Here is a 21,203-nt window from a genome sequence, read left to right as displayed (position 1 = left end):
GGATGACCATGTCTGACGACCTTCCCCCGCTGATCACCACCCCGCCCGGCCTGTACCGCCATTACAAGGGCATGCTGTATGAAGTGGTGGGCACCGTGCGCCACAGCGAAACCCTCGAACCCCTGACCCTGTACCGCGCGCTTTATGGCGAGCACGGCCTGTGGGTGCGACCGGCTGCAATGTTCAATGAAGAGGTGGTGATCGACGGCGTCCGCCAGCCGCGTTTCGCCAGGCAAGCCAGCTAGCCCACCCCCGTCAACGATAATCGTGGGTTATGTCCGAATCCACTGAAATCGAAAAACAGGTCAAGCGCCGCCGCACGTTTGCCATCATCTCCCACCCTGACGCCGGCAAGACCACGCTGACGGAAAAGCTGCTGCTGTTCTCGGGCGCGATCCAGATCGCCGGCAGCGTCAAGGCGCGCAAGGCCGCACGCCACGCGACCTCCGACTGGATGGAGATCGAAAAGCAGCGCGGCATCTCGGTGGCCAGCTCGGTCATGCAGATGGAATACCGCGACTGCGTGATCAACCTGCTGGACACCCCCGGTCACCAGGACTTCTCCGAAGACACCTACCGCGTGCTGACGGCGGTCGATGCGGCGCTGATGGTGATTGACGCGGCCAACGGCGTCGAGCCGCAGACCCGGCGCCTGCTGCAGGTCTGCCGCGCCCGCAACACGCCCATTCTGACCTTTGTCAACAAGATGGACCGCGAGGTGCAGGACCCGATGAGCGTGATGGACGAGATCGAGCAGGAGCTCGGCATGACCGTCGTACCCTTCACCTGGCCGGTCGGCATGGGCAAGCTGTTCCACGGTGTCTACGACCGGCGTGAAAAACGCATGCGTGTGTTCAGCCCCGGCGAAGACAAGGCCGGCGGCGACGATGAAATCCTGGCCGGCCTGGACAACGCCGAAGCGGAACGGCGTTTTGGCGCCGAGTTCACCCAGGCGCAGGGCGAACTGGAGTTGCTTGAAGGCGCCTCACCCGAGTTTGACCGTGCCGCGTTTCTCTCCGGCAAGCAGACACCGATGTTTTTCGGCTCGGCCATCAACAACTTCGGCGTGCAGGAAGTGCTGGACGCGCTGGTGGACCTGGCGCCGGCGCCGGCCGATCGCACCGCGCTGCAGCGCGTGGTGCATCCGGAAGAAAAGAAATTCTCGGGCGTGGTGTTCAAGATCCAGGCCAACATGGACCCGGCGCACCGCGACCGCATCGCCTTTTTACGCGTGGCCAGCGGCGAGTTCACCCGCGGCATGCGCCTGAAGGTGGTGCGCAGCGGCAAGGAGATCCGGCCCAACACCGTGGTGAGTTTCATGAGCCAGCGCCGCGAACTGCTGGACACCGCCTTTGCCGGCGACATCATAGGCATCCCGAACCACGGCATCCTGCAGCTCGGCGACACCCTCACCGAAGGCGAGGCGCTGCAGTTCACCGGCCTGCCCTTCTTCGCGCCGGAAATGTTCCGCGCGGTCGAGGTCGCCGACCCGCTGCGCAGCAAGCAGCTGCGTGCCGGCCTGACCCAGCTCGGTGAAGAAGGCGCGATCCAGGTGTTCCGGCCGATTGCCGGCTCCCTGCTGCTGCTGGGCGCCGTGGGTCAGCTGCAATTCGAGGTAGTGGCACACCGGCTCGAGCACGAATACGGCGTCAAGGCGCGCATCATGCCGAGCAACTTCAACCTCGCACGCTGGGTCACCTGCGATGACCCGAACGAGCTGAAAAAATTCATCGACGCCAATGCGCACCGAGTGGCACTCGACGCGGTGGATGCGCCCACGCTGCTGGTCGATCACAGCGCCACCTTGCGCGCCGTCGAGCAGCAGTGGCCCAAGATCAAGTTCCATGCGCTGCGCGAACACGCGGGCCTGGTCTTCCAGTCAAAAATCTAGTCTTTTCGGCCTCCAACCCAGAAGGGACGGGCGCAAGCAGCTATTGATTCAATAGCATTTGCACCCTGCCCCCTCACTGCGCCTTGGGGAAATCGCCGACTTCCAGCAGGATCAGCGCGTAGTCGTCAGCCTGGTTCGGCTCGCGGCGGCCCGAAAACGGGAGCTTGTTGTCATTGCCCGCGATGATGTACGCGGCATCGACCAGGTCCACGTTTTCGATCATGAAGAAGAGGAAGGTCGGCACGCCATTGTTCAGCGGCTTGCGCGTCCGCTTGTTCGGGTCGGGGCTCCGGTGAGGCCGGGGTAAGGCATGTGGCATCCGTTGTTGAAGGAAGACGGATAGAGGTCAATTCTTGTGACATCGTGATGGCCGGGCGATCCGCTGCCGGACAGCACGCGCTTAAGCAACAGGTTATGCAATAAGCTATGCGGATGTACAGAAAGGCCAACTTGCGCATTTTTTTTCTGGTGCTGCTTGGCCTGGTGCTGCGGGCAGGCCACACGCAGGACTTTGACCGCCTTTACAGCGACAGCGTCACCATCACGCTGGCCGAACCGCTGCAGTGGGTGGCCGTGCCAAAGGGCACGATTGCCTCGCCCGACGCCTTCACTGCCGCCGGGCCCTGGGGATTGCAGCCCTACACCGACAACACAGTTCTTCCCACTTCGGGCAAGCAGGACGTCTGGGCCACCTTCTCACTACCGGCCACCGAGTCGCTTCAAACCTGGTTCATCCGTTTGCCGGGCCAGGCGCTCGTCAAGGCCAGCCTTTTCTCGCGCGGCCCCCGGGGCGACTGGCTCGTACAGGCGGCCGGCGAGGCGATTGCGCCGGCCAACTGGTCATTGCGCACCCGCGTGCCCAGCTTTGAATTGCAGACACGCAGTGACCGCGTGCAGACCTACTACCTGCGCTTCGAGAACAACCGGGCGCTCACGGGGCGACCCATGCTGCTGTCTCCCGTCGAATACGTTGACGGCGCCTCCCGCGTGGGCGTGGTGATTGGCCTGATGTGGGGCATGTTCAGCGTGCTGGCAGCGCTGAGCCTTGCCGCGTTCTCCATGGCACGCAACCGGGTGTTTTTGTGGTTTGGCGCCGTGGTGGTGACGCTGATGTTCACGCAGCTGGTGCTGATCGACTACGGCGGCTGGCGCATGTGGCCAGGCAGCGCACACCTCAACCAGGTCATGGGCTGGGTCTCGGCCGGGCTGAGCATGGCCGCCGGGGCATGGTTCTGCGCCCAGGCCAGCTACGCCAAAAGCGGCCACCCGCGCATTTACCGGCTGCTGGCCACCGTCGCAGCGGGCAGCCTTCTCGTGGCCGGCCTGGCGGCGATCGATCGGGACTTCATCCCGCGCGACCTTCGCAACCTGTGGCTGGCGCTGGCCACGGTGGCAATCCTGGGCAGCCTGGTGTGGATGTCCCTGCGCGGGCAGGCATGGAACCTGCTGCTCCTGCTGGGCACGGCACCCATCGCACTGGCAGCGCTGGCGCGGCTGTCCTACAACGCGGGCTGGGTGCAGAACATCGAGGAGGCACAGGCGGCCGGCGTGTTGTCGGCCATGGTCGGGCTGCTGTGGATCTTTTTTGTGCTGGCATGGCGCAGCCGGGCTGCCCTGTTTTCCACCCATCGCGGTGCCGCCCTGGCCACTTATGACCCGGCCAGCGGGCTGATGCTGCCCCGGGTGATCGACAACCGGCTGGCGCAAATGCTGCTGCGCGCGCGCCGCAAACACTCGGAATGCGGCCTGTTGATGCTGAGCTGGCTCGACCAGGTCCCCAGCCCTGACGAACTCAGCGACCACAAGCGCAGCACCGCGCTTTCGCGCATCGGCGAAATCCTGCGCCGGGCCGCGCGCGACATGGACACAGTGGTCCGTTACGACGAGAACCTGTTTCTGATGCTCATCGAAGGCCCGGTCAATCGCGAGGCCGTCGCCGAAATCGCCACCAAGATCCTGGCCGACTGCATACGCCTGTCCGGAAAACTGGACGACCCCAACGCGTTCAACCTGCACATCGCCATCTGGCACGGCACGCCGGGGGCCCAGACCGGACAGCAAATCATCGACAGCCTCAAAACCCGCCTGCGGCGAATGACCTCAGGCCCGAAGCACTACGTCCAGTTTGTCGATGCTGCCGGCGAACCTGCGAGCCTTCCGCCGGAGGACAGCACACGCCGGGAGGATCTCCTGGCAAAAATCAATGCGCTCGAAACCTCTCATCCAGCCCTCACCGGCGAAGAGCAGGCACCCGTCCGCTAGGGACCTCTTCACAGCGCTGGCAGCGGCAGCGCAGTTTTGTAGCGCACCTGCTTGAGCGCAAAGCTCGAGCGTATTTTTTCAATGCCCGGAATCGGCGTGAGCTGCTCGAGAATAAATTTTTCGAGCGCCGCGATGTCGGCCACGGCCACACGGATCAGGTAGTCGCTGTCACCCGTCATCAGGTAACACTCCATGACCTCGTCGTGCTCGGCAATGCGCCGCTCGAACTCGGCGAGCGAGTCCTTGTTTTGCGAGCGCAGGCTGATGGAAATGAACACGCTCAGCCCCAGCCCCAGCGCCGCGGCATTGGCGATCGCCACATAACGGTCGATCACCCTGGCCGCCTCCAGTGCCTTGACCCGGGCCAGGCAGGGGGACGGACTCAAATGCACGCGCCTGGCCAGCTCCACGTTGGACAACGAGCCGTCGCGCTGCAACTCGTCGAGTATCCGCAAATCCAGTGCATCCAGCTTCATGGCGCCTAAAATCTCCAATTTGAAGCATTTTATGCCGCCAAACAGGATTATGGCGACGTATTTTGACAGCTCATAGGGGGTCAATCGGCCTATATTGAGGGCATGAATGCGCCCGCCCCACTCCATGCCCTCCACGCCCTGCAGCAGGCTGCCATGCCCATACCCGACACCGATCCCCAGGAAACCGCCGAATGGCGCGAGGCTTTCATGGCACTGGCAGCGACGCAAGGCCAGGCCCGCGCACGTTACCTGCTCGATGAACTGGCGCGGCTGGCGCGCGAGCAGCGCGTGAGCTGGAAGCCGGAACTCGCCACGCCTTATGTCAACACCGTCGGTGTCAACGAACAGCCGGTTTTTCCGGGCGACCTGGCGATGGAAGAACGGCTGGCCTCGTTGATGCGCTGGAACGCGCTGGCCATGGTGGTGCGCGCCAACCAGGCCGAGTCGGGTGGATCGAGCGAGCTCGGCGGCCACATTGCCAGTTATGCCAGCGCGGCCGATCTGTTTGAAACCGGCTTCAACCATTTCTTTCATGCACGCGAAGGGCTCGGTCAAATCGACGGTGTTAACCAGCATCGCGGCGACCTGGTTTTTTTCCAGCCGCACAGCGCGCCCGGCGTGTATGCCCGCGCCTACCTCGAAAGCCGGCTGAACGAAAAAGATCTGGGGTTTTACCGCCAGGAACTCTCGGCGGCGACCCAAGGCGCACAGGGACTGTCGAGCTACCCGCACCCCTACCTGATGCCCGACTTCTGGCAGTTTCCGACCGGCTCCATGGGGATCGGTCCGATCAGTTCGATTTACCACGCGCGTTTCATGCACTACCTCACGCACCGACGCCTGCTCGACTGCACCGGCCGAAAGGTGTGGGGCGTGTTCGGCGACGGCGAGATGGACGAGCCCGAGTCGATGAGCGCGCTGACGCTGGCCGCACGCGAAGGCCTGGACAACCTGGTCTGGGTTGTCAACTGCAACCTGCAGCGCCTGGACGGCCCGGTGCGCGGCAACGGCCGCATCATCGACGAGCTGGAGAAGCTGTTTGCCGGCGCCGGCTGGAATGTCATCAAGCTGGTGTGGGGCAGCGACTGGGACGGCCTGTTTGCGCGCGACATCACCGGCGCGCTGACGCAGGCCTTTGCGCACACGGTGGACGGCCAGATGCAGACCTTTGCAGCGAAAGACGGCCGCTTCAACCGCGACAACTTCTTCGGCCAGAACGAAGAGCTCGCACGACTGGCGCAGGGCATGACGGACGAGCAGATCGACCGGCTCAAGCGCGGCGGCCACGACCTCGTGAAAATCCACGCGGCCTATGCCGCCGCCGCCAACCACACCGGCCAGCCGACGGTGATCCTGGCGCACACCAAAAAAGGTTACGGCATGGGCAGCGCCGGCCAGGGCAAGATGACCACGCATTCACAGAAGAAGTTCGACGAAAGCGATCTGCTCGAATTCCGCAACCGCTTCAACCTGCCGCTCAGCGACGAACAGGCGAAGCAACTGGCGTTTTACAAGCCGGCCGCAGACAGCCCGGAAATGCAGTACCTGCACGCCAAGCGCGCCGCGCTGGGCGGTTATCTGCCCAAACGCGAAACCAGCGCCGACACCGTCCCTGTCCCCGCCCTGCCCGTGTATGCGAACTTTGCACTGGCCGCCGACGGCAAGGAGATGAGCACCACCATGGCCTTTGTGCGCATGCTGGGCGGCCTGCTGAAAGACGCGTCACTCGGCCCACGCATCGTGCCCATCGTTGCTGACGAAGCGCGCACCTTCGGCATGGCGAACCTGTTCAAGCAGGTCGGCATTTATTCGAGTGTGGGCCAGAAGTACGCGCCGGAAGACATCGGCTCGGTGCTCAGTTACCGCGAAGCGCTCGACGGCCAGATTCTCGAGGAAGGCATCAGCGAAGCCGGTGCACTTGCCAGCTGGACGGCCGCCGCCACCAGCTACAGCGTGCACGGACTGGCGATGCTGCCCTTCTACATCTACTACTCGATGTTCGGTTTCCAGCGCGTGGGCGACCAGATCTGGGCCGCTGCCGACCAGCGCGCCCGCGGCTTTCTGCTGGGCGCCACCTCGGGCCGCACCACGCTGGGCGGCGAAGGCCTGCAGCACCAGGACGGCTCCAGCCATCTGGTGGCCGCGACCATTCCCAACTGCAAGGCCTACGACCCGGCCTTTGCCTGCGAGCTGGCCGTCATCATCGACCGCGGCATGCAGGAAATGATGGTGGAGCAGCAGGACGTTTTTTATTACGTCACGCTGATGAACGAAAACTATGCGCAACCCGATTTGCGGCCCGGGTCCGAAGCCGGTATTGTTCGCGGATGCTATAAATTCAATAGCTACTCGCGCTCACCAGACAAGGGCCAGAGCCAACAAACGCTTGAAAAATTGACGCTGCTGGGCTCCGGCGCGATTTTGACCGAGGTGATCAAGGCGGCGCAGCAGCTGGCCGAGCAGGGTCTGGACGTGACGGTGTACAGCGTGACCAGCTGGAGCGAACTCGCGCGTGACGGCGCGGCCTGCCAGCAGCGCGCGCTCCAGGGCGAACCCGCGTCTGCGCCCTTCATTGCGGAACAACTCAAGGACAGCGAAGGCCCCATCATCGCCGCCACCGACTATGTACGCGCCGTGCCCGAAAGCATCCGCGCCTTCCTGCCGGCCGGCCGCAGCTACCTGACCTTGGGCACGGACGGTTTCGGCCGCAGCGACACCCGTGCGGCGCTGCGCGGATTTTTCGGGGTCGATGCATCAAGCATCGTCCAGGCGGCGCTGCATCAGTTGAAGGCGGGCTGAAACACCGCCAGGCCGGTTCAGGGCTGGCTCTGCAGCCAGGCCTTCACCGCTTGCGGATACAGCAGGTGCTCCTGCACCAGCACGCGTGCGGCCAGCGTGTCCGCCGTGTCGTCCGGCAGCACCGGCACCACCGCCTGCGCGAGGATGGGGCCGTGGTCGAGCTCGGCCGTCACCTGGTGCACCGTGCAGCCGGCTTCCAGGCAACCCGCATCGATGGCGCGCTGGTGCGTGTTCAGGCCGGTGAAGGCCGGCAGCAACGACGGGTGGATGTTGACCAGCCGTCCCGCGTAATGCCTGACAAACCCCGGCGTGAGAATGCGCATGAACCCGGCCAGCACCACCAGGGCGGGCTGGTGCGTGTCGATCAGTGCCATCAGCGCCGCGTCAAAAGCTTCGCGCGATTCAAACGCCTGGTGGCTCAGCACCTGCGTGGCCACGCCCAGCGACTGCGCGAGCTGCAGCCCGGCCGCGTCGGGCCGGTTGCTGATCACCGCAGCCACCCGGGCACCGAACTGCTGTTGCCAATGCTGCGCCTGCGCGGCCCGGACGATGGCCGCCATGTTCGAGCCGCTGCCCGAGATCAGGATCACGATGTTTTTGGACTGGCGTGGCATCAGGTTGGGCATGAATGCAGGGATTATCGCGGTCACGCCCGCGGCTGCGGCGGCCTGGCCAGGGCAAACAGCGCCAGCGTCGCCACGCCCATGCCGACCAGCAGCCAGAGCAGCCCGGTGTAGCCGCCCAGCGCCAGCAAGGCCCAGGCCGTCAGGAAAGGCGCCGCCGCGCGGGTACACAGCGCAATGCCCGACATCGCGCCGCTGATGCGCCCCACATGTTCGCGGCCGTAGAAGTCCGGCACGATGTTGCTGCGCACGATGGTGATCAGCCCGTTGGCCACGCCGAACAGCACCGCAAAAGCGACCAGCACCCCGGGCTGGCGGCCCAGCGCAAACAGCATCAGCGCGAACGGAAACAGCGCCAGCACCACGAGCCCGAGCGCGCGGTGGTTCAGCGAGCGGCCCAGCCACAGAAAGGCAAAGCGACCCGCCACCTGCGCCGGGCCGAACCACACCATCACGGCCACCGCCTCTGCCTGCGACAACCCGCGCGACGCGAAGGCCGGCATCAGGTGCGCCCATACCGTCGACAGCGCAAAGGTGTAAAGCGTGAAGGTGGCCGTCAGCAGCCAGAAGGTGGAACCCTCCATGGCCTGGCGCAGCGTGGCCTGGTCCTGCACCGCTACCACGGGCGCGGCGCTGGGCAGCGGCGGCCGCTTCCAGCCGCCGCGCAGCACCCAAGCATGCAGCGGCGCCACCATCAGAAGGGTCAGCGCCATCACCAGCAGCGCCGGTCGCCAGCCCAGGCGGGCCTGCAGCCAGGCCACCGCCGGAAACGACAGCGTGCTGGCAAAACCACCGACCAGGGTGAGGGTGGTGATGCCCTGGCGGTAGCGGTCGGGAAAACGTTTGGTGATCTCCATGAAGGCCGGTTCATACAGCGTCATCGCCATCGCCAACCCGAGCAGCGCCCAGGCGCCATACAGCAGCGGCAGGCTGTAGGCCTGCGACCAGAGCGCGCAGCCGGCCGCTCCTAGCAGCGCCCCGCCGGTCAGCACGGCGCGTCCGCGCCCGCGGTCGATCGCCGCGCCGACCGCATAGGTCGCCAGGCCCCAGACCATCAGGCCCAGCGTGAACGCCCCCATGATGTCGGGCTGACTCCAGCCCATGTCGCGCTGCATGGGCAGCACGAAGGAAGAAAAGCCGTAATACATGATGGCCCAGACAAGAATCTGGCCGACACTGAGGGCGCTGATGATGGTGCGGTAGGAAGGCAAGGTGGGGTGATTATCCGGGGCCGGAAAAAACACTCGCCCGCGCCCGATTCTGCAAAGCGGAATCGCTCGCTATTTGTCCCAACTGGGACATAAAATTCCGAACGACCGTGCTAAAAATGCAGCAGTAACTCGAACCCGACGGAGACACGCATCTTATGGATCTCGCTTTCACCCCCGAAGAACAGACATTCCGCGAAGACATTCGCGCCTGGGTTCACGCCAACCTGCCTGCCGACATTTCGCACAAGGTGCACAACGCCCTGCGTTTGAGCCGCGACGACATGCAGCGCTGGGCCAAAATCCTCGGCAAAAAAGGCTGGCTCGGCCACGGCTGGCCCAAGGAATTTGGCGGCCCGGGCTGGAACGCGGTGCAAAAACACCTGTTCGAGGAAGAATGCGCCCTCGCCGGTGCGCCCCGCGTCGTGCCGTTTGGCCCGGTGATGGTGGCGCCGGTGATCATGGCGTTCGGCAGCCCCGAACAGCAAAAGCGCTTTCTGCCCGGTATTGCCAGCGGCGAAGTCTGGTGGAGCCAGGGTTACAGCGAGCCGGGCTCGGGCTCGGACCTGGCCTCGGTCAAATGCCGGGCCGAACGTGTCGGTGACAAATACATCGTCAACGGCCAGAAGACCTGGACCACGCTGGGCCAGTACGGCGAGTGGATCTTCTGCCTGGTGCGCACCAGCACCGAAGGCAAGCCGCAAACCGGCATTTCCTTTTTGCTGATCGACATGAAGTCGCCCGGTGTCACCGTGCGTCCCATCGTGCTGCTCGACGGCGAGGCCGAGGTCAACGAGGTCTGGTTCGACAACGTCGAAGTGCCTGCGGAGAACCTGATCGGCGAGGAAAACAAGGGCTGGACTTACGCCAAACACCTGCTCAGCCACGAGCGCACCAACATTGCCGACGTGAACCGCGCCAAACGCGAACTCGAACGCCTCAAACGCATCGCCAAGGCCGAGGGCGTGTATGACGACCTGCGCTTCCGCGACGAAATCGCCAAAATGGAAGTCGACGTGGTGGCCCTCGAAATGCTGGTGCTGCGTGTGCTGTCGGCCGAAAAGTCGGGCAAGAACTCACTGGACATCGCCGGACTGCTGAAGATCCGCGGCAGTGAAATCCAGCAGCGCTACACCGAACTGATGATGCTGGCCGCCGGCCCCTTCAGCCTGCCCTTCATCGAGGAAGCCATGGAAGCCGGCTGGCAAGGCAACTTCCCCGGCGGCATTCCCGCCGACGCGCCGCTGGCATCGACCTATTTCAATATGCGCAAGACCACGATTTACGGCGGCAGCAACGAAGTGCAGCGCAACATCGTGTCGCAGTTCGTTCTGGGCTGAAACCCGCAGCTTTGTCATTGCGGGCTTGACCCGCAATCCATGGATCCCGGGTCGAGCCCGGGATGACCACCAACAGGAGAATAGCAATGGATTTTGATTTCAGCGACGACCAGGAACAACTGCGCGATGCAGTGGGCAAATGGGTAGCCAAGGCTTATGACTTCGAGCGCCGCCGCGGCATCGCCAAGGCCGGCGGTTTCTCGCGCGAAGCTTACGGCCAGCTGGCCGAACTCGGCCTGACCGGCCTCTACATTCCCGAGGACGACGGCGGACTCGGCATGGGCCCGGTCGAAGGCATGGTCGTGATGGAGGAACTCGGTCGCGGCATCGTGCTCGAGCCGCTGGCCCAGGCCCTGATCGCTGGCGCCGTGTTGTCCGGCTACGCCCCCGCCGATATCAAGGCCGCCTGGCTGCCGAAAATCGCCGGCGGCGAAGCGCTGGTGGTGCTCGCCTCACAGGAGCGCGCCGCCCGCTACCGGCTCGATGTTTGTGAAGCAAAAGCGGTTGCAGCCGGCGCCGGATGGACGCTGACAGCTACCAAAAACATAGTACCGGCCGGTGACCAGGCCGATGCCTTCATTGTCCCGGCGCAGGTCAAGGGCAAGATCGCGCTGTTCCTGGTCGAGCGCACGGCCAAGGGCGTCAGCACCCGCGGCTACGGCACGCAGGACGGCGGCCGCGCGGCTGACGTGGTGCTCAAGGACGCGCCGGCCACGCTGATCACGCTGGACGGCCTGGCGGCGCTGGAGCATGCCACCGACATCGGCATCGCCGCCACCTGCGCCGAAGCCGTCGGCGTGATGGACAAGACCCTGGCCATCACCGTCGAATACATGAACACGCGCAAGCAGTTCGGCGTGGTGATCAGCAGCTTCCAGGCGCTGCGCCACCGCGTGGCGGACATGAAGATGCAGCTGGAGCTGGCCCGCTCCATGAGTTATTACGCCTCGCTCAAGCTCAACGCGCCGGCCGCAGAACGCCGTGCCGCCATGGCGAGAGCCAAGTACCAGCTTGGCGTCTCCATGCGTTTTGTCGGCCAGCAGGCTGTGCAGCTGCATGGCGGCATCGGCGTGACCGACGAATACATTGTCAGCCACTATTTCAAGCGGCTAACGCAGATGGAAATGAGTTTTGGCGACACCCTGCATCACCTGGGTGAAGTGTCAAGCAGGATGCAGGACACCGCCGGCGTGTTTGCCTGACTTGCCGGCGACATATTGAAAAACGATGCTCCGTGGCATGAACCACGGGCACTTTTTAATTTCAGGAGACAAGCCATGATGTTGCACCGTCGCCTTCTTCTCGTGCTTGCTGCCACCGGCCTGGTGCTGGCCGGTTGCGCCACGGCGCCCACATCCGGGGAACACCCGCCCATCGTGTTTGTGCACGGCAACGGCGACAGCGCTTCCATCTGGCAAAGCACGGTCTGGCGCTTCGAGTCCAACGGCTGGCCGCGCGAGCGCCTGCATGCCATCGACCTGCCCTACCCGCTGGCGCGCGACGATGACGGCAAGGCCCAGCCGGGACGCACCTCGACCGCGGAACACATGGCTTACCTGAAGGCGGAAATCGACAAGGTGTTGCAGGCTACCGGCGCACGCCAGGTCGTGCTGGTCGGCAACTCGCGCGGCGGTTATGCGATTCGCAACTACATCCACAACGGCGGCGGCGCCAGCCGCGTGAGCCACGCCATCCTGGGCGGCACGCCCAACCACGGCGTCTGGGCCATCAAGGGTTTCCGCGAAGCCAATGAATTCTCGGGCACCGGCCCTTTTCTGACCGCGCTCAACGCCCCGAAAAACGCCGCCGGCGACGAAGTCACCGGCCCGGTCAAGTGGCTGACCCTGCGCTCTGACAACAACGACAAGTTTGCCCAGCCCGATGGCCTGTGGATAGGCGCCAAAGGCAAGCCGACCAACGTCAGCTTCGAGGGCCCGGCCCTCAAGGGCGCGACCAATCTCGTCCTGCCGCGCGCCGACCACCGCGAGACATCTTTTTCGCCGGCAGCGTTCGAGGCGACCTACCGTTTCATCACCGGCCGGGCGCCACAGTCGTCGACGATCCAGAGCGAAACGCCGCTGGTGCTGAACGGCAAGATCACCGGCCTGGGCCTGCGGCCGACGGACCCGGCCTCGGGCAACTATTCGAACAACCTGCCACTGCCCGGCGCGCAACTCGCGGTGTATGCCACCGACGCCGCCACCGGCGCACGTCTGGGCAACGCGGTGCACAGCAAGACGGTTGGCGCCGACGGCCTCTGGGGCCCGTTCACCGCACAGCCCGGCACGCCTTATGAATTTATCATCAGCGCGCCAGGGTATGCGACCACCCACATTTACCGCAGCCCGTTTGCGCGCTCGAGCAAGCTCATCCACCTGCGCGCCGACCGCCCGGCCGACGCCGACAAAAGCGCCAAGTCCAGCATCACACTGACGCGGCCACGCGGCTACTTCGACGCGACGCGCGACAGGATGTCATTCGACGGCAAGGCCCTGCCAGGCGTGCCGCCCGCGGGCGCGGGCGTGTCGAGTTCCAAGATCAACCTGAGCCAGGATGGTGTTCGGCCAATTGCAGCGGAGTTCAACGGCGAGAAGATCACCGGCCGGACCTGGCCCATGGCGGACAGGCACCTGGTGGTTCTGGAGCTGACTTACTGAGGTGTTGGGAGCGTCTGCCGGCACAGAGACTCAAAAGACGACCAGCAACAAGACCAGACCTCACTCGCCTGCGCTTTTTTTTGCGCGCCCAGGGAATGATGGGTTGGGCTAATGAATTTGAATGGGCAACAGACTATCAAGGCGTCTTCTCCAAACCGGCCAAGCCAACGGTGGAACTTCATCCGTGTTTGATCTCTCAATCCACAGCATCGAATACACGTCAGCGCTGCCTTTCACCACCACAGCCATAGTCATCATTTTGTCCTTCTCACTATTTTCAACTGGAATGGTGATTCCGCAACCCACCATAAATACGAACGCGGGCTGCCCAGTATCAAGTTTCATTTCGCCAATATCTGTGACGGAATAGCTTTTAGGGCAGCCGCTCTTGTAGCTGAACTTCACAAGGTCAGACACCAGCTTGACCGGATCCTTCTCCTTGACCGATGCATCTTGCATTCCGGTTATGAGTATTCTCTGTTTCCACCCGTCATCGGACTCACCGACAACCTTGAGCACCTGTGAAAACGCACCCTTTTTTTCCGACCGGCTTCCAAGTGTGAAGCCTTTGGGCCAAGAGAAAGACAGAATTTGAGAGTAAATTCTGATCACAAGTGGCACCTTGTCGGCTTTTGAAAGAATCTCATCGAAACTGTTGTCCTGCGCCAGGCAGAATGAAGCAGTAAATAGCTGAAGGGCGAATATGTATAGCGCTCTCATGTGCCTATCTTAAGAAAACCCAACGTTGATATCTCCCACAAAACTGCGGGAGAACATGGCCGCAAGTCGGACAACACGTGCCTCTATTGCCTAAAAAAGGTTACCTGATATCCAAATAGCCCGGATCGCCGCACATTCACACAGGTAGAGACTGGTTCGGGCGAAGCCGCCGCTGTCATTTCGCAGGGAAAGCTCCCCGCCAAACTCAAACTAGCAGCCGCGAAGTCCTGGGCACATGCGCCATCAGAAACTCCATCTGGTCCACCAGGATGCGGCGGTTGCGCAAAATGAAGTCTTCCCACAGGCTGGGCACATACGGCGTGTAGAGCAGCGGCATGTGCGCCTGCTCGGGGGTGCGGCTGCTCTTGCGGTGGTTGCAGGCGCGGCAGGCGGTGACCACGTTCATCCAGTTGTCGATGCCGTTTTGTGCGAACGGGATGATGTGCTCGCGGGTCAGGTCTTCCTCGTGGAAATGGTCGCCGCAGTAGGCGCACACATTGCGGTCGCGGGCGAACAGCTTGCTGTTGGTCAGCCCGGGCTTGAGGTCGAAGGGGTTGATGTTGGGCACGCCCTTGGTGCCGATGATGCTGTTGACGGTGATGATGGACTGGTTGCCGGTGATGGCGTTGTGGCCGCCGTGAAACGTGGCCACCTGCGCACCCATCTCCCAGCGCACTTCATCCGAGGCATAGTGCAGCACGGCTTGTTCGAGGCTGATCCACGATTGCGGCAACCCCTGGGCTGAGAGTTTCAAGACCTTCAAACGAACCTCCAACATTTAAAAAAACGCATGGAAACCGGACTCAAACTGCTTGAACCATCAATATACAGCGATTTCATGACAAAGCCGGGTCCATCCCCCTTTTCAGGCCTCCAGCCCCCATCCAGCCGACCTGAGGCGCTATTAAAACGATAATTGGCAGCATGAAAATTTTCCGCGGTTACCAGCACCCCCAGCTTGCGGCGCAGTGCGCGCTGACGATTGGCAACTTCGACGGCGTGCACCGCGGCCACCAGGCCATGCTGGCGCTGCTGAAAAACGAGGCCCAGCACCGCGGCGTGCCCAGCTGCGTGATGAGCTTCGAGCCCCATCCGCGCGACTACTTCGCAGCAAGCGCGCGCAAACCCGAGCTGGCGCCGGCGCGTATCGCCACGCTGCGCGACAAGCTGACCGAGCTGGCGCGCTGCGGCATCGACCAGTGCGTGGTGCTGCCCTTCAACGCGCGGCTCGCTGCCCAGCCGGCTGAAGCCTTCATCGAAGACGTGCTGGTGCGCGGCCTGGGCGCGCGTTACGTGCTGGTGGGCGACGACTTCCGTTTTGGTGCCAAACGCGCCGGCGACTACGCCATGCTCGACGCCGCCGGCGAGCAGCTGGGTTTTGACGTGGCCCGCATGAACAGCTACGAGGTCAGCAACACACGCGTCTCAAGCTCTGCGGTGCGGGAGGCCCTGGGCCAGGGCCAGATGAGCCGGGTGGCCAGCCTGCTGGGCCGGCCTTACAGCATTTCCGGCCATGTGGTGCATGGCCGCAAGCTCGGGCGCGATCTGGGCTTTCGCACGCTGAACCTGCGCTTTTCCCACTGGAAACCGGCCGCCAGCGGGATTTTTGCGGTGCAGGTGTTCGGCCTGTCCGACCAGCCCCTGCCCGGCGTCGCCAACCTGGGCATCCGGCCCTCGCTGGACCCCACCGACGTCAACGGCGGACGCGTGCTGCTGGAGACCCATTGCCTGGCCTGGCCCGCCGGCTTGGGACTGGAGGAGGCATACGGTAAAATCATCCGGGTGGAACTGCTACACAAACTGCACGACGAACTGAAATACGACGGTCTGGACAGCCTCAAGGCGGGCATTACCAGAGACTGCGACGATGCGCGGGCGTTTTTTGCCGAAGCCGCGAAGTCATTTTCAGCCTCCATGCACACGGAAACCAGCCGCCAGACCACGCGCGACCGAATTTAGACGATCTCGTCGCCTCTGGCCCCGCCCCTCCCTCCGGGCGAACGGCTTTCTTCCCGACCCGTATTCCGGCGGTCCTGCCTCACCGGCCTGCCTCAACAAAAGCATCCCATGTCCGACAACAAAACCGATTACCGCAGCACCCTGAACCTGCCCGACACCCCTTTCCCCATGCGCGGCGACCTGCCCAAACGCGAAGCCGGCTGGGTCAAGGAGTGGGACGACAAGGGCATCTACAAAAAGCTGCGCGACGTGCGCGCCGGCAAACCGAAGTTTGTGCTGCACGACGGCCCGCCGTACGCCAACGGTCAGATCCACATCGGCCATGCGGCCAACAAGATCCTGAAAGACATGATCGTCAAGGCGCGCCAGCTCAAGGGGCTGGACGCCGTGTATGTGCCGGGCTGGGACTGCCACGGCCTGCCGATCGAAAACGCCATCGAAAAGCTGCATGGCCGCAATCTTTCAAGAGACGACGTGCAGGCCAAGAGCCGCGCTTTTGCCACCGAGCAGATCGCACAGCAGAAAGAGGACTTCAAGCGCCTGGGCGTGCTGGGTGAATGGGCCAACCCCTATCTGACCATGAACCCCGGCAACGAAGCCGACGAGATCCGCGCGCTCAAACGCATCATGGAACGCGGTTTTGTCTACCGCGGCCTCAAGCCCGTCTACTGGTGTTTTGACTGCGGCTCCTCGCTGGCCGAGTTCGAGATCGAATACGCGGACAAAAAATCGCAGACGCTGGACGTCGGCTTCCAGTGCGACCAGCCCGACAAGCTGGCTGCCGCTTTCGGCCTGAAGAGCCTGTCCAAGGACGCCTATGCCGTGATCTGGACGACCACCGCGTGGACTATTCCCGCCAACCAGGCGCTGAACCTGAACCCCGATCTGGACTACGCACTGGTCGATACCGAGCGCGGCATCCTGCTGCTGGCCGCCTCGCTGGTGGACAAGTGTCTGGAGCGTTACCAGCTCACCGGCACGGTGCTGGCCACCACGGCCGGCAAACACCTGGCGCTGATCAATTTCAAACATCCGCTGTACGACGTGGATGCTGGTTACCGGCGCCTGAGCCCGGTCTTTCTGGCCGACTACGCGACCGCCGACGACGGCACGGGTATCGTGCATTCCTCGCCCGCCTACGGCGTGGAAGACTTCAACTCCTGCGTGGCCAACGGCATTGCCTACGACGACATCCTGAACCCGGTGCAGGGCAACGGCCGTTACGTCGACGAGCTGCCGCTGTTCGGCGGCCTCAACATCTGGAAAGCCGCACCGCTGGTGATCGAGGCCCTGCGCGACGCCGGCCGCCTGTTTGCCACGCATGACATCGTGCACAGCTACCCGCATTGCTGGCGCCACAAGACGCCGGTGATCTACCGCGCCGCCGCCCAGTGGTTTGTGCGCATGGACGAGGGTGAAGGCGTGTTCACCAGGGACAAGGCGCCGCGCACGCTGCGCCAGCTGGCGCTGGCCGCGATCGAGGAAACCAGCTTCTACCCGGAAAACGGCAAGACCCGCCTGCACGACATGATTGCCGGCCGGCCCGACTGGTGCATCAGCCGCCAGCGCAACTGGGGCGTGCCGCTGCCGTTTTTCATCCACACCGCCACCGGCGAGTTGCACCCGCGCACCATGGAAATCATGGACCAGGCCGCCGCCATGGTGGAGGCCGGCGGCATCGAGGCCTGGAGCAAGGCCAGCGCCGAGTCCATCCTGGGTGCCGACGCACCCGACTACATCAAGAGCACCGACATCCTGGACGTCTGGTTCGACTCGGGCACCACGCATTTTCATGTGCTCAAGCGCAGCCACGCCGACCAGTCCGCCTGGCCAGCCGATCTGTACCTCGAAGGCCACGACCAGCACCGCGGCTGGTTCCACTCGTCGCTGCTCACCTCGTGCGCAATGTACGACCACGCGCCCTACAAGGGCCTGCTGACACACGGCTTCACGGTGGACGGCAAGGGCCGCAAGATGAGCAAGAGCGAAGGCAACGTCGTGGCACCGCAGGAAGTGTCGGGCAAGCTGGGCGCCGAAATCATCCGCCTGTGGTGCGCATCGACCGACTACTCGGGCGACCTGGCCATTGACGACAAGATCCTGGCGCGTGTGGTGGACGCCTACCGACGCATCCGCAACACGCTGCGTTTTCTGCTGGCCAATGTCAGCGACTTCGACCCGGCCAAAGACGCCGTGCCGTTCGAGCAGATGCTGGAAATCGACCGGTACGCACTGAGCCGCGCGGCGCAGCTGCAGGCCGACATCCTGGCGCACTACGAGGTCTACGAGTTCCACCCGGTGGTCTCAAAACTGCAGATCTACTGCAGCGAAGACCTGGGGTCCTTCTACCTCGACATCCTGAAAGACAGGCTGTACACCACGGCACCGAAGTCGCTGGCCAGGCGCAGCGCGCAGACCGCGCTGCACCAGATCACGCATGCGATGCTGCGCTGGATGGCGCCTTTCCTGAGCTTCACGGCCGAGGAAGCCTGGAAAGTCTTCGGCAGTTCGGAGTCCATCTTCATGGAAACCTATGCCGATCTGGCCGCGGCCGATGAGGCCCTGCTGTCCAAATGGAGCCGCATCCGCGAACTGCGTGATGCGGTCAACAAGGACATCGAGGCTCTGCGCACCGATGGCAAGGTCGGCTCGTCGCTGCAGGCCAAAGTGACGCTCGAAGTCACCGCCGACGACCATGCACTGCTGGCCAGCCTGGGCGAGGATCTGAAGTTCGTCTTCATCACATCCGCTATAAATTTAATAGCTGGAAGCGCACAATCCATCAACACCGAAGCCAGTTCCGCCGTTAAATGTGAGCGCTGCTGGCATTACCGGGACGACGTGGGCCATGACGCCGCACACCCGACGATCTGCGGGCGCTGCACCAGCAACCTGTTCGGTGCAGGAGAAGAAAGGAAGTACGCCTGATGGCCAAAACAACCTTCGGAACCACCTCCGCCAGCCTGCTGCCCTGGCTGGGCCTGGCGCTGATCCTGCTGATCGCCGACCAGCTCACCAAGGTGCTGATCCTGGGCTATTACCAGCTCGGGGACGCGACCTATGTCACCAGCTTTTTCAACGTGGTGCGGGTGCACAACACCGGCGCCGCGTTTTCCTTCCTGGCCTCCGCGTCGGGCTGGCAACGCTGGTTCTTCACCGCCATCGGCATCGCGGCGGCACTGTTCATCCTGTGGATGCTCAAGTCGCATGCGAGGCAAAAGCTGTTTTCCTTTGCCCTGGCCTGCATTCTGGGCGGCGCGGTCGGCAATGTGATTGACCGCACGCTGCACGGCTATGTGGTCGACTTTCTGGACTTCCACTACGCCGGCTGGCACTTCCCGGCCTTCAACGTGGCCGACAGCGCCATCACCGTCGGGGCCATCTGCCTGGTGCTGGACGAACTGCTGCGCGTGAAAAGAAGTTAGTCCCCACGCTTTTCACTGCGTGTAATGCGCTGCCCACCGAGGGCTAATTTTCCCAGGGGCGGCCCGTCGGAAAATTCCGTCGATGTGCTCAGGTCGTCCTGGGAATGCCGAAGAAGGCCAAGCAGGCGGCGCACCGGCGTTATAGTGGCCCTCAACACTTATGAAGCATTTGTTGAATTTGCTGGCAGCCATCGCACTGCTGGTCTGGGGCACCCATCTGGTTCGGACCGGCATCCTGCGCGTGTTCGGAGCCAATTTGCGCCACGTGCTGTCGCGCAGCATAGGCAACCGCTTCACCGCCGCCCTGTCGGGCCTCGGCGTGACCGCGCTGGTTCAGTCCAGCACCGCCACCTCGCTGATTGTTTCTTCCTTTGTCGGCCAGGGGCTGATCGCGTTGCCGCTGGCGCTGGCCGTGATGCTGGGCGCCGACATCGGCACCAGCCTGATGGCCGTGGTGTTCTCGTTTGACCTGTCCTGGCTCTCGCCCCTGTTCATCTTCACCGGCGTGGTGCTCTTCATCTCGCGCCAGACCACCAATGTCGGACGTTTCGGCCGCGTCCTGATCGGCCTGGGCTTGATGCTGCTGGCGCTGCGCCTGGTAACGGACTCGACCGCGGTGCTGACCTCGAACGCGGCCGTCAAGGCCCTGCTGGGCACACTCAGCAGCGACCTGCTGCTGGAGATCACGGTCGGCGCGGTGCTGGCCGTGGTGTCCTACTCCAGCCTGGCCATCGTGCTGCTGACGGCCACGCTGGCGGCCTCGGGCGTGATTCCGCTGGACGTGGCGCTGGGGCTGGTGCTGGGCGCCAACCTGGGCAGCGGCCTGCTGGCGGTGCTGACCACGGCCCGGTCGGCCATCGAAGTGCGGCAGGTGCCGCTGGGCAACTTCCTTTTCAAGCTGCTCGGTGTCGCCGCCGCCGCGCCCTTTGTCGGCCTGTGGCTGCGCCATGTGCGGCCCTTTCTCGGCGAGGCGGCCACCACGGTGGTGCTGTTTCACCTGATGTTCAACGTGCTGGTCGGTCTGGTGTTCATCACCTTGACGCAGGTGGTGGCGCGCTGGGTTGAAAAACTCCTGCCGCGCCCGGTCAAGGGCGGTACCACCGGCGGCCGGCCGCACCACCTGGACCCGACGGCCCTGTCCACGCCGTCGCTGGCCATCTCGTGTGCGGCCAGGGAAGCGCTGCACCAGGCCGACGTGGTGGAAAGCATGCTGATCGGTGTGCTGGAAGTCATGCGCCACAACGACCTGCGGCTGGCTGAAGACCTGCGCAAGATGGACGACACGGTGGACGAGCTGTATTCGGCCATCAAGTACTACCTGACCAAGATCTCGCGCGAGGCCCTGGGCGAGGAGGAAAGCCGGCGCTGGACCGACATCATCAGCTTCACCATCAACATGGAGCAGATCGGCGACATCATCGAACGCGTGCTGATCGACATCGAGGACAAGAAGATCAAGCCCGGCCGCAACTTCTCCGAAGCCGGCATGACCGAGATCTGCGAGCTGCACCAACGCCTGCTCGACAACCTGCGCCTGGGCATGAGCGTTTTCCTGAACGGCAGTGTGCGCGACGCGAAAAAACTACTGGAAGAAAAGGCGCGCTTCCGCGACCTGGAGCGCGCCTACGCCACCACCCACCTGGGCCGCCTGTCTGACCGCACCATGCAGAGCATGGAAACCAGCTCGCTGCACATCGATCTGATCAGCGACTTGAAACGTATCAACTCGCATATCTGCTCGATTGCCTACCCCATCCTCGACTCGGCCGGCGCCCTGGTGCCCAACCGCCTGCGCCAGAGCGCCTTCAGTGACTCCGTCTCCCGCTGACCGGCAGGACATGCA

Annotated in this window: 16 protein-coding genes and 1 pseudogene; 11 read left to right on the top strand and 6 right to left on the bottom strand. The window is 63.5% G+C overall.

The annotated features are described in order from the left end of the window. Positions 1 to 2: 2 nt before the first annotated feature. Positions 3 to 245 carry a DUF1653 domain-containing protein gene (locus B7X65_RS16660; RefSeq protein WP_293595420.1) on the top strand — a complete coding sequence of 81 codons (243 nt, stop codon included), beginning with the start codon at positions 3 to 5 and terminating at the stop codon, positions 243 to 245. Between the two features lie 29 nt (positions 246 to 274). Continuing rightward, positions 275 to 1,891: a peptide chain release factor 3 gene (locus B7X65_RS16655; protein WP_293595419.1), complete on the top strand. Its 1,617-nt coding sequence runs from the start codon at positions 275 to 277 to the stop codon at positions 1,889 to 1,891. Between the two features lie 73 nt (positions 1,892 to 1,964). Here the strand turns inward: B7X65_RS16655 and B7X65_RS16650 are convergent. Continuing rightward, positions 1,965 to 2,174, bottom strand: a pseudogene (locus B7X65_RS16650) (glycerophosphodiester phosphodiesterase); the annotation flags it as partial. Positions 2,175 to 2,341: 167 nt separating this feature from the next. On the opposite strand from B7X65_RS16650, the gene B7X65_RS16645 reads away from it, so the two are divergent. Continuing rightward, positions 2,342 to 4,153: a 7TM diverse intracellular signaling domain-containing protein gene (locus B7X65_RS16645; RefSeq protein ID WP_293595418.1), complete on the top strand. Its 1,812-nt coding sequence runs from the start codon at positions 2,342 to 2,344 to the stop codon at positions 4,151 to 4,153. Between the two features lie 8 nt (positions 4,154 to 4,161). On the opposite strand, the gene B7X65_RS16640 is transcribed toward B7X65_RS16645, so the two are convergent. Beyond that, the gene (locus B7X65_RS16640) at positions 4,162 to 4,629 is read right to left on the bottom strand and encodes an Lrp/AsnC family transcriptional regulator (protein WP_293595417.1); all 468 of its coding nucleotides are present in this window, start codon (positions 4,627 to 4,629) and stop codon (positions 4,162 to 4,164) included. 153 nt (positions 4,630 to 4,782) lie between these two features. Here B7X65_RS16640 and mdeB point away from each other — a divergent pair, with 153 nt between their 5' ends. Beyond that, the gene (gene mdeB / locus B7X65_RS16635) at positions 4,783 to 7,428 is read left to right on the top strand and encodes an alpha-ketoglutarate dehydrogenase (RefSeq protein WP_324487526.1); all 2,646 of its coding nucleotides are present in this window, start codon (positions 4,783 to 4,785) and stop codon (positions 7,426 to 7,428) included. A gap of 17 nt (positions 7,429 to 7,445) precedes the next feature. On the opposite strand, the gene purN is transcribed toward mdeB, so the two are convergent. Further along, positions 7,446 to 8,054 carry a phosphoribosylglycinamide formyltransferase gene (gene purN, locus B7X65_RS16630; protein WP_293595415.1) on the bottom strand — a complete coding sequence of 203 codons (609 nt, stop codon included), beginning with the start codon at positions 8,052 to 8,054 and terminating at the stop codon, positions 7,446 to 7,448. A gap of 20 nt (positions 8,055 to 8,074) precedes the next feature. After that, complete coding sequence (locus B7X65_RS16625; protein ID WP_293595414.1) at positions 8,075 to 9,262, bottom strand: MFS transporter; 1,188 nt, start codon at positions 9,260 to 9,262, stop codon at positions 8,075 to 8,077. A 155-nt stretch (positions 9,263 to 9,417) separates the two neighbouring features. Between B7X65_RS16625 and B7X65_RS16620 the strand changes: the two genes are divergently transcribed. The 3 genes from B7X65_RS16620 (at position 9,418) to B7X65_RS16610 (ending at position 13,256) form a co-directional block, all read left to right on the top strand. Continuing rightward, positions 9,418 to 10,599 (top strand): acyl-CoA dehydrogenase family protein, encoded by a 1,182-nt coding sequence (locus tag B7X65_RS16620; RefSeq protein WP_293595413.1) that lies wholly within the window; start codon positions 9,418 to 9,420, stop codon positions 10,597 to 10,599. A gap of 86 nt (positions 10,600 to 10,685) precedes the next feature. Next, the gene (locus tag B7X65_RS16615; protein WP_293595412.1) at positions 10,686 to 11,801 is read left to right on the top strand and encodes an acyl-CoA dehydrogenase family protein; all 1,116 of its coding nucleotides are present in this window, start codon (positions 10,686 to 10,688) and stop codon (positions 11,799 to 11,801) included. A gap of 78 nt (positions 11,802 to 11,879) precedes the next feature. Continuing rightward, positions 11,880 to 13,256 carry an alpha/beta fold hydrolase gene (locus tag B7X65_RS16610; protein WP_293595468.1) on the top strand — a complete coding sequence of 459 codons (1,377 nt, stop codon included), beginning with the start codon at positions 11,880 to 11,882 and terminating at the stop codon, positions 13,254 to 13,256. 108 nt (positions 13,257 to 13,364) lie between these two features. On the opposite strand, the gene B7X65_RS16605 is transcribed toward B7X65_RS16610, so the two are convergent. Together B7X65_RS16605 and B7X65_RS16600 are read right to left on the bottom strand one after the other, a co-directional pair. Beyond that, on the bottom strand, positions 13,365 to 13,976 hold the full coding sequence (locus B7X65_RS16605) for a hypothetical protein (RefSeq protein ID WP_293595411.1): 612 nt from the start codon (positions 13,974 to 13,976) through the stop codon (positions 13,365 to 13,367). Between the two features lie 205 nt (positions 13,977 to 14,181). After that, entirely contained in the window at positions 14,182 to 14,739 is a 558-nt protein-coding gene (locus B7X65_RS16600; RefSeq protein ID WP_293595410.1) for an HNH endonuclease, read from the bottom strand. Positions 14,740 to 14,900: 161 nt separating this feature from the next. On the opposite strand from B7X65_RS16600, the gene B7X65_RS16595 reads away from it, so the two are divergent. The 4 genes from B7X65_RS16595 to B7X65_RS16580 all read left to right on the top strand — a co-directional run bounded on the left by B7X65_RS16595 (position 14,901) and on the right by B7X65_RS16580 (position 21,188). Beyond that, positions 14,901 to 15,935: a bifunctional riboflavin kinase/FAD synthetase gene (locus tag B7X65_RS16595; protein ID WP_293595409.1), complete on the top strand. Its 1,035-nt coding sequence runs from the start codon at positions 14,901 to 14,903 to the stop codon at positions 15,933 to 15,935. 108 nt (positions 15,936 to 16,043) lie between these two features. Further along, a complete protein-coding gene (gene ileS, locus B7X65_RS16590) occupies positions 16,044 to 18,863 on the top strand; it encodes an isoleucine--tRNA ligase (protein WP_293595408.1) in 2,820 nt (939 codons plus the stop codon). Beyond that, positions 18,863 to 19,360 carry a signal peptidase II gene (gene lspA / locus B7X65_RS16585; RefSeq protein WP_293595407.1) on the top strand — a complete coding sequence of 166 codons (498 nt, stop codon included), beginning with the start codon at positions 18,863 to 18,865 and terminating at the stop codon, positions 19,358 to 19,360. Before ileS ends, lspA begins: the two co-directional genes overlap by 1 nt. 160 nt (positions 19,361 to 19,520) lie before the next feature. Then, a complete protein-coding gene (locus B7X65_RS16580; RefSeq protein ID WP_293595406.1) occupies positions 19,521 to 21,188 on the top strand; it encodes a Na/Pi cotransporter family protein in 1,668 nt (555 codons plus the stop codon). Positions 21,189 to 21,203: the final 15 nt, after the last annotated feature.

Source organism: Polaromonas sp. 39-63-25, assembly GCF_002278925.1.
In the GTDB taxonomy this organism is placed as follows: domain Bacteria; phylum Pseudomonadota; class Gammaproteobacteria; order Burkholderiales; family Burkholderiaceae_C; genus Polaromonas.
This window is presented reverse-complemented; position numbering and strand designations above follow the sequence as displayed.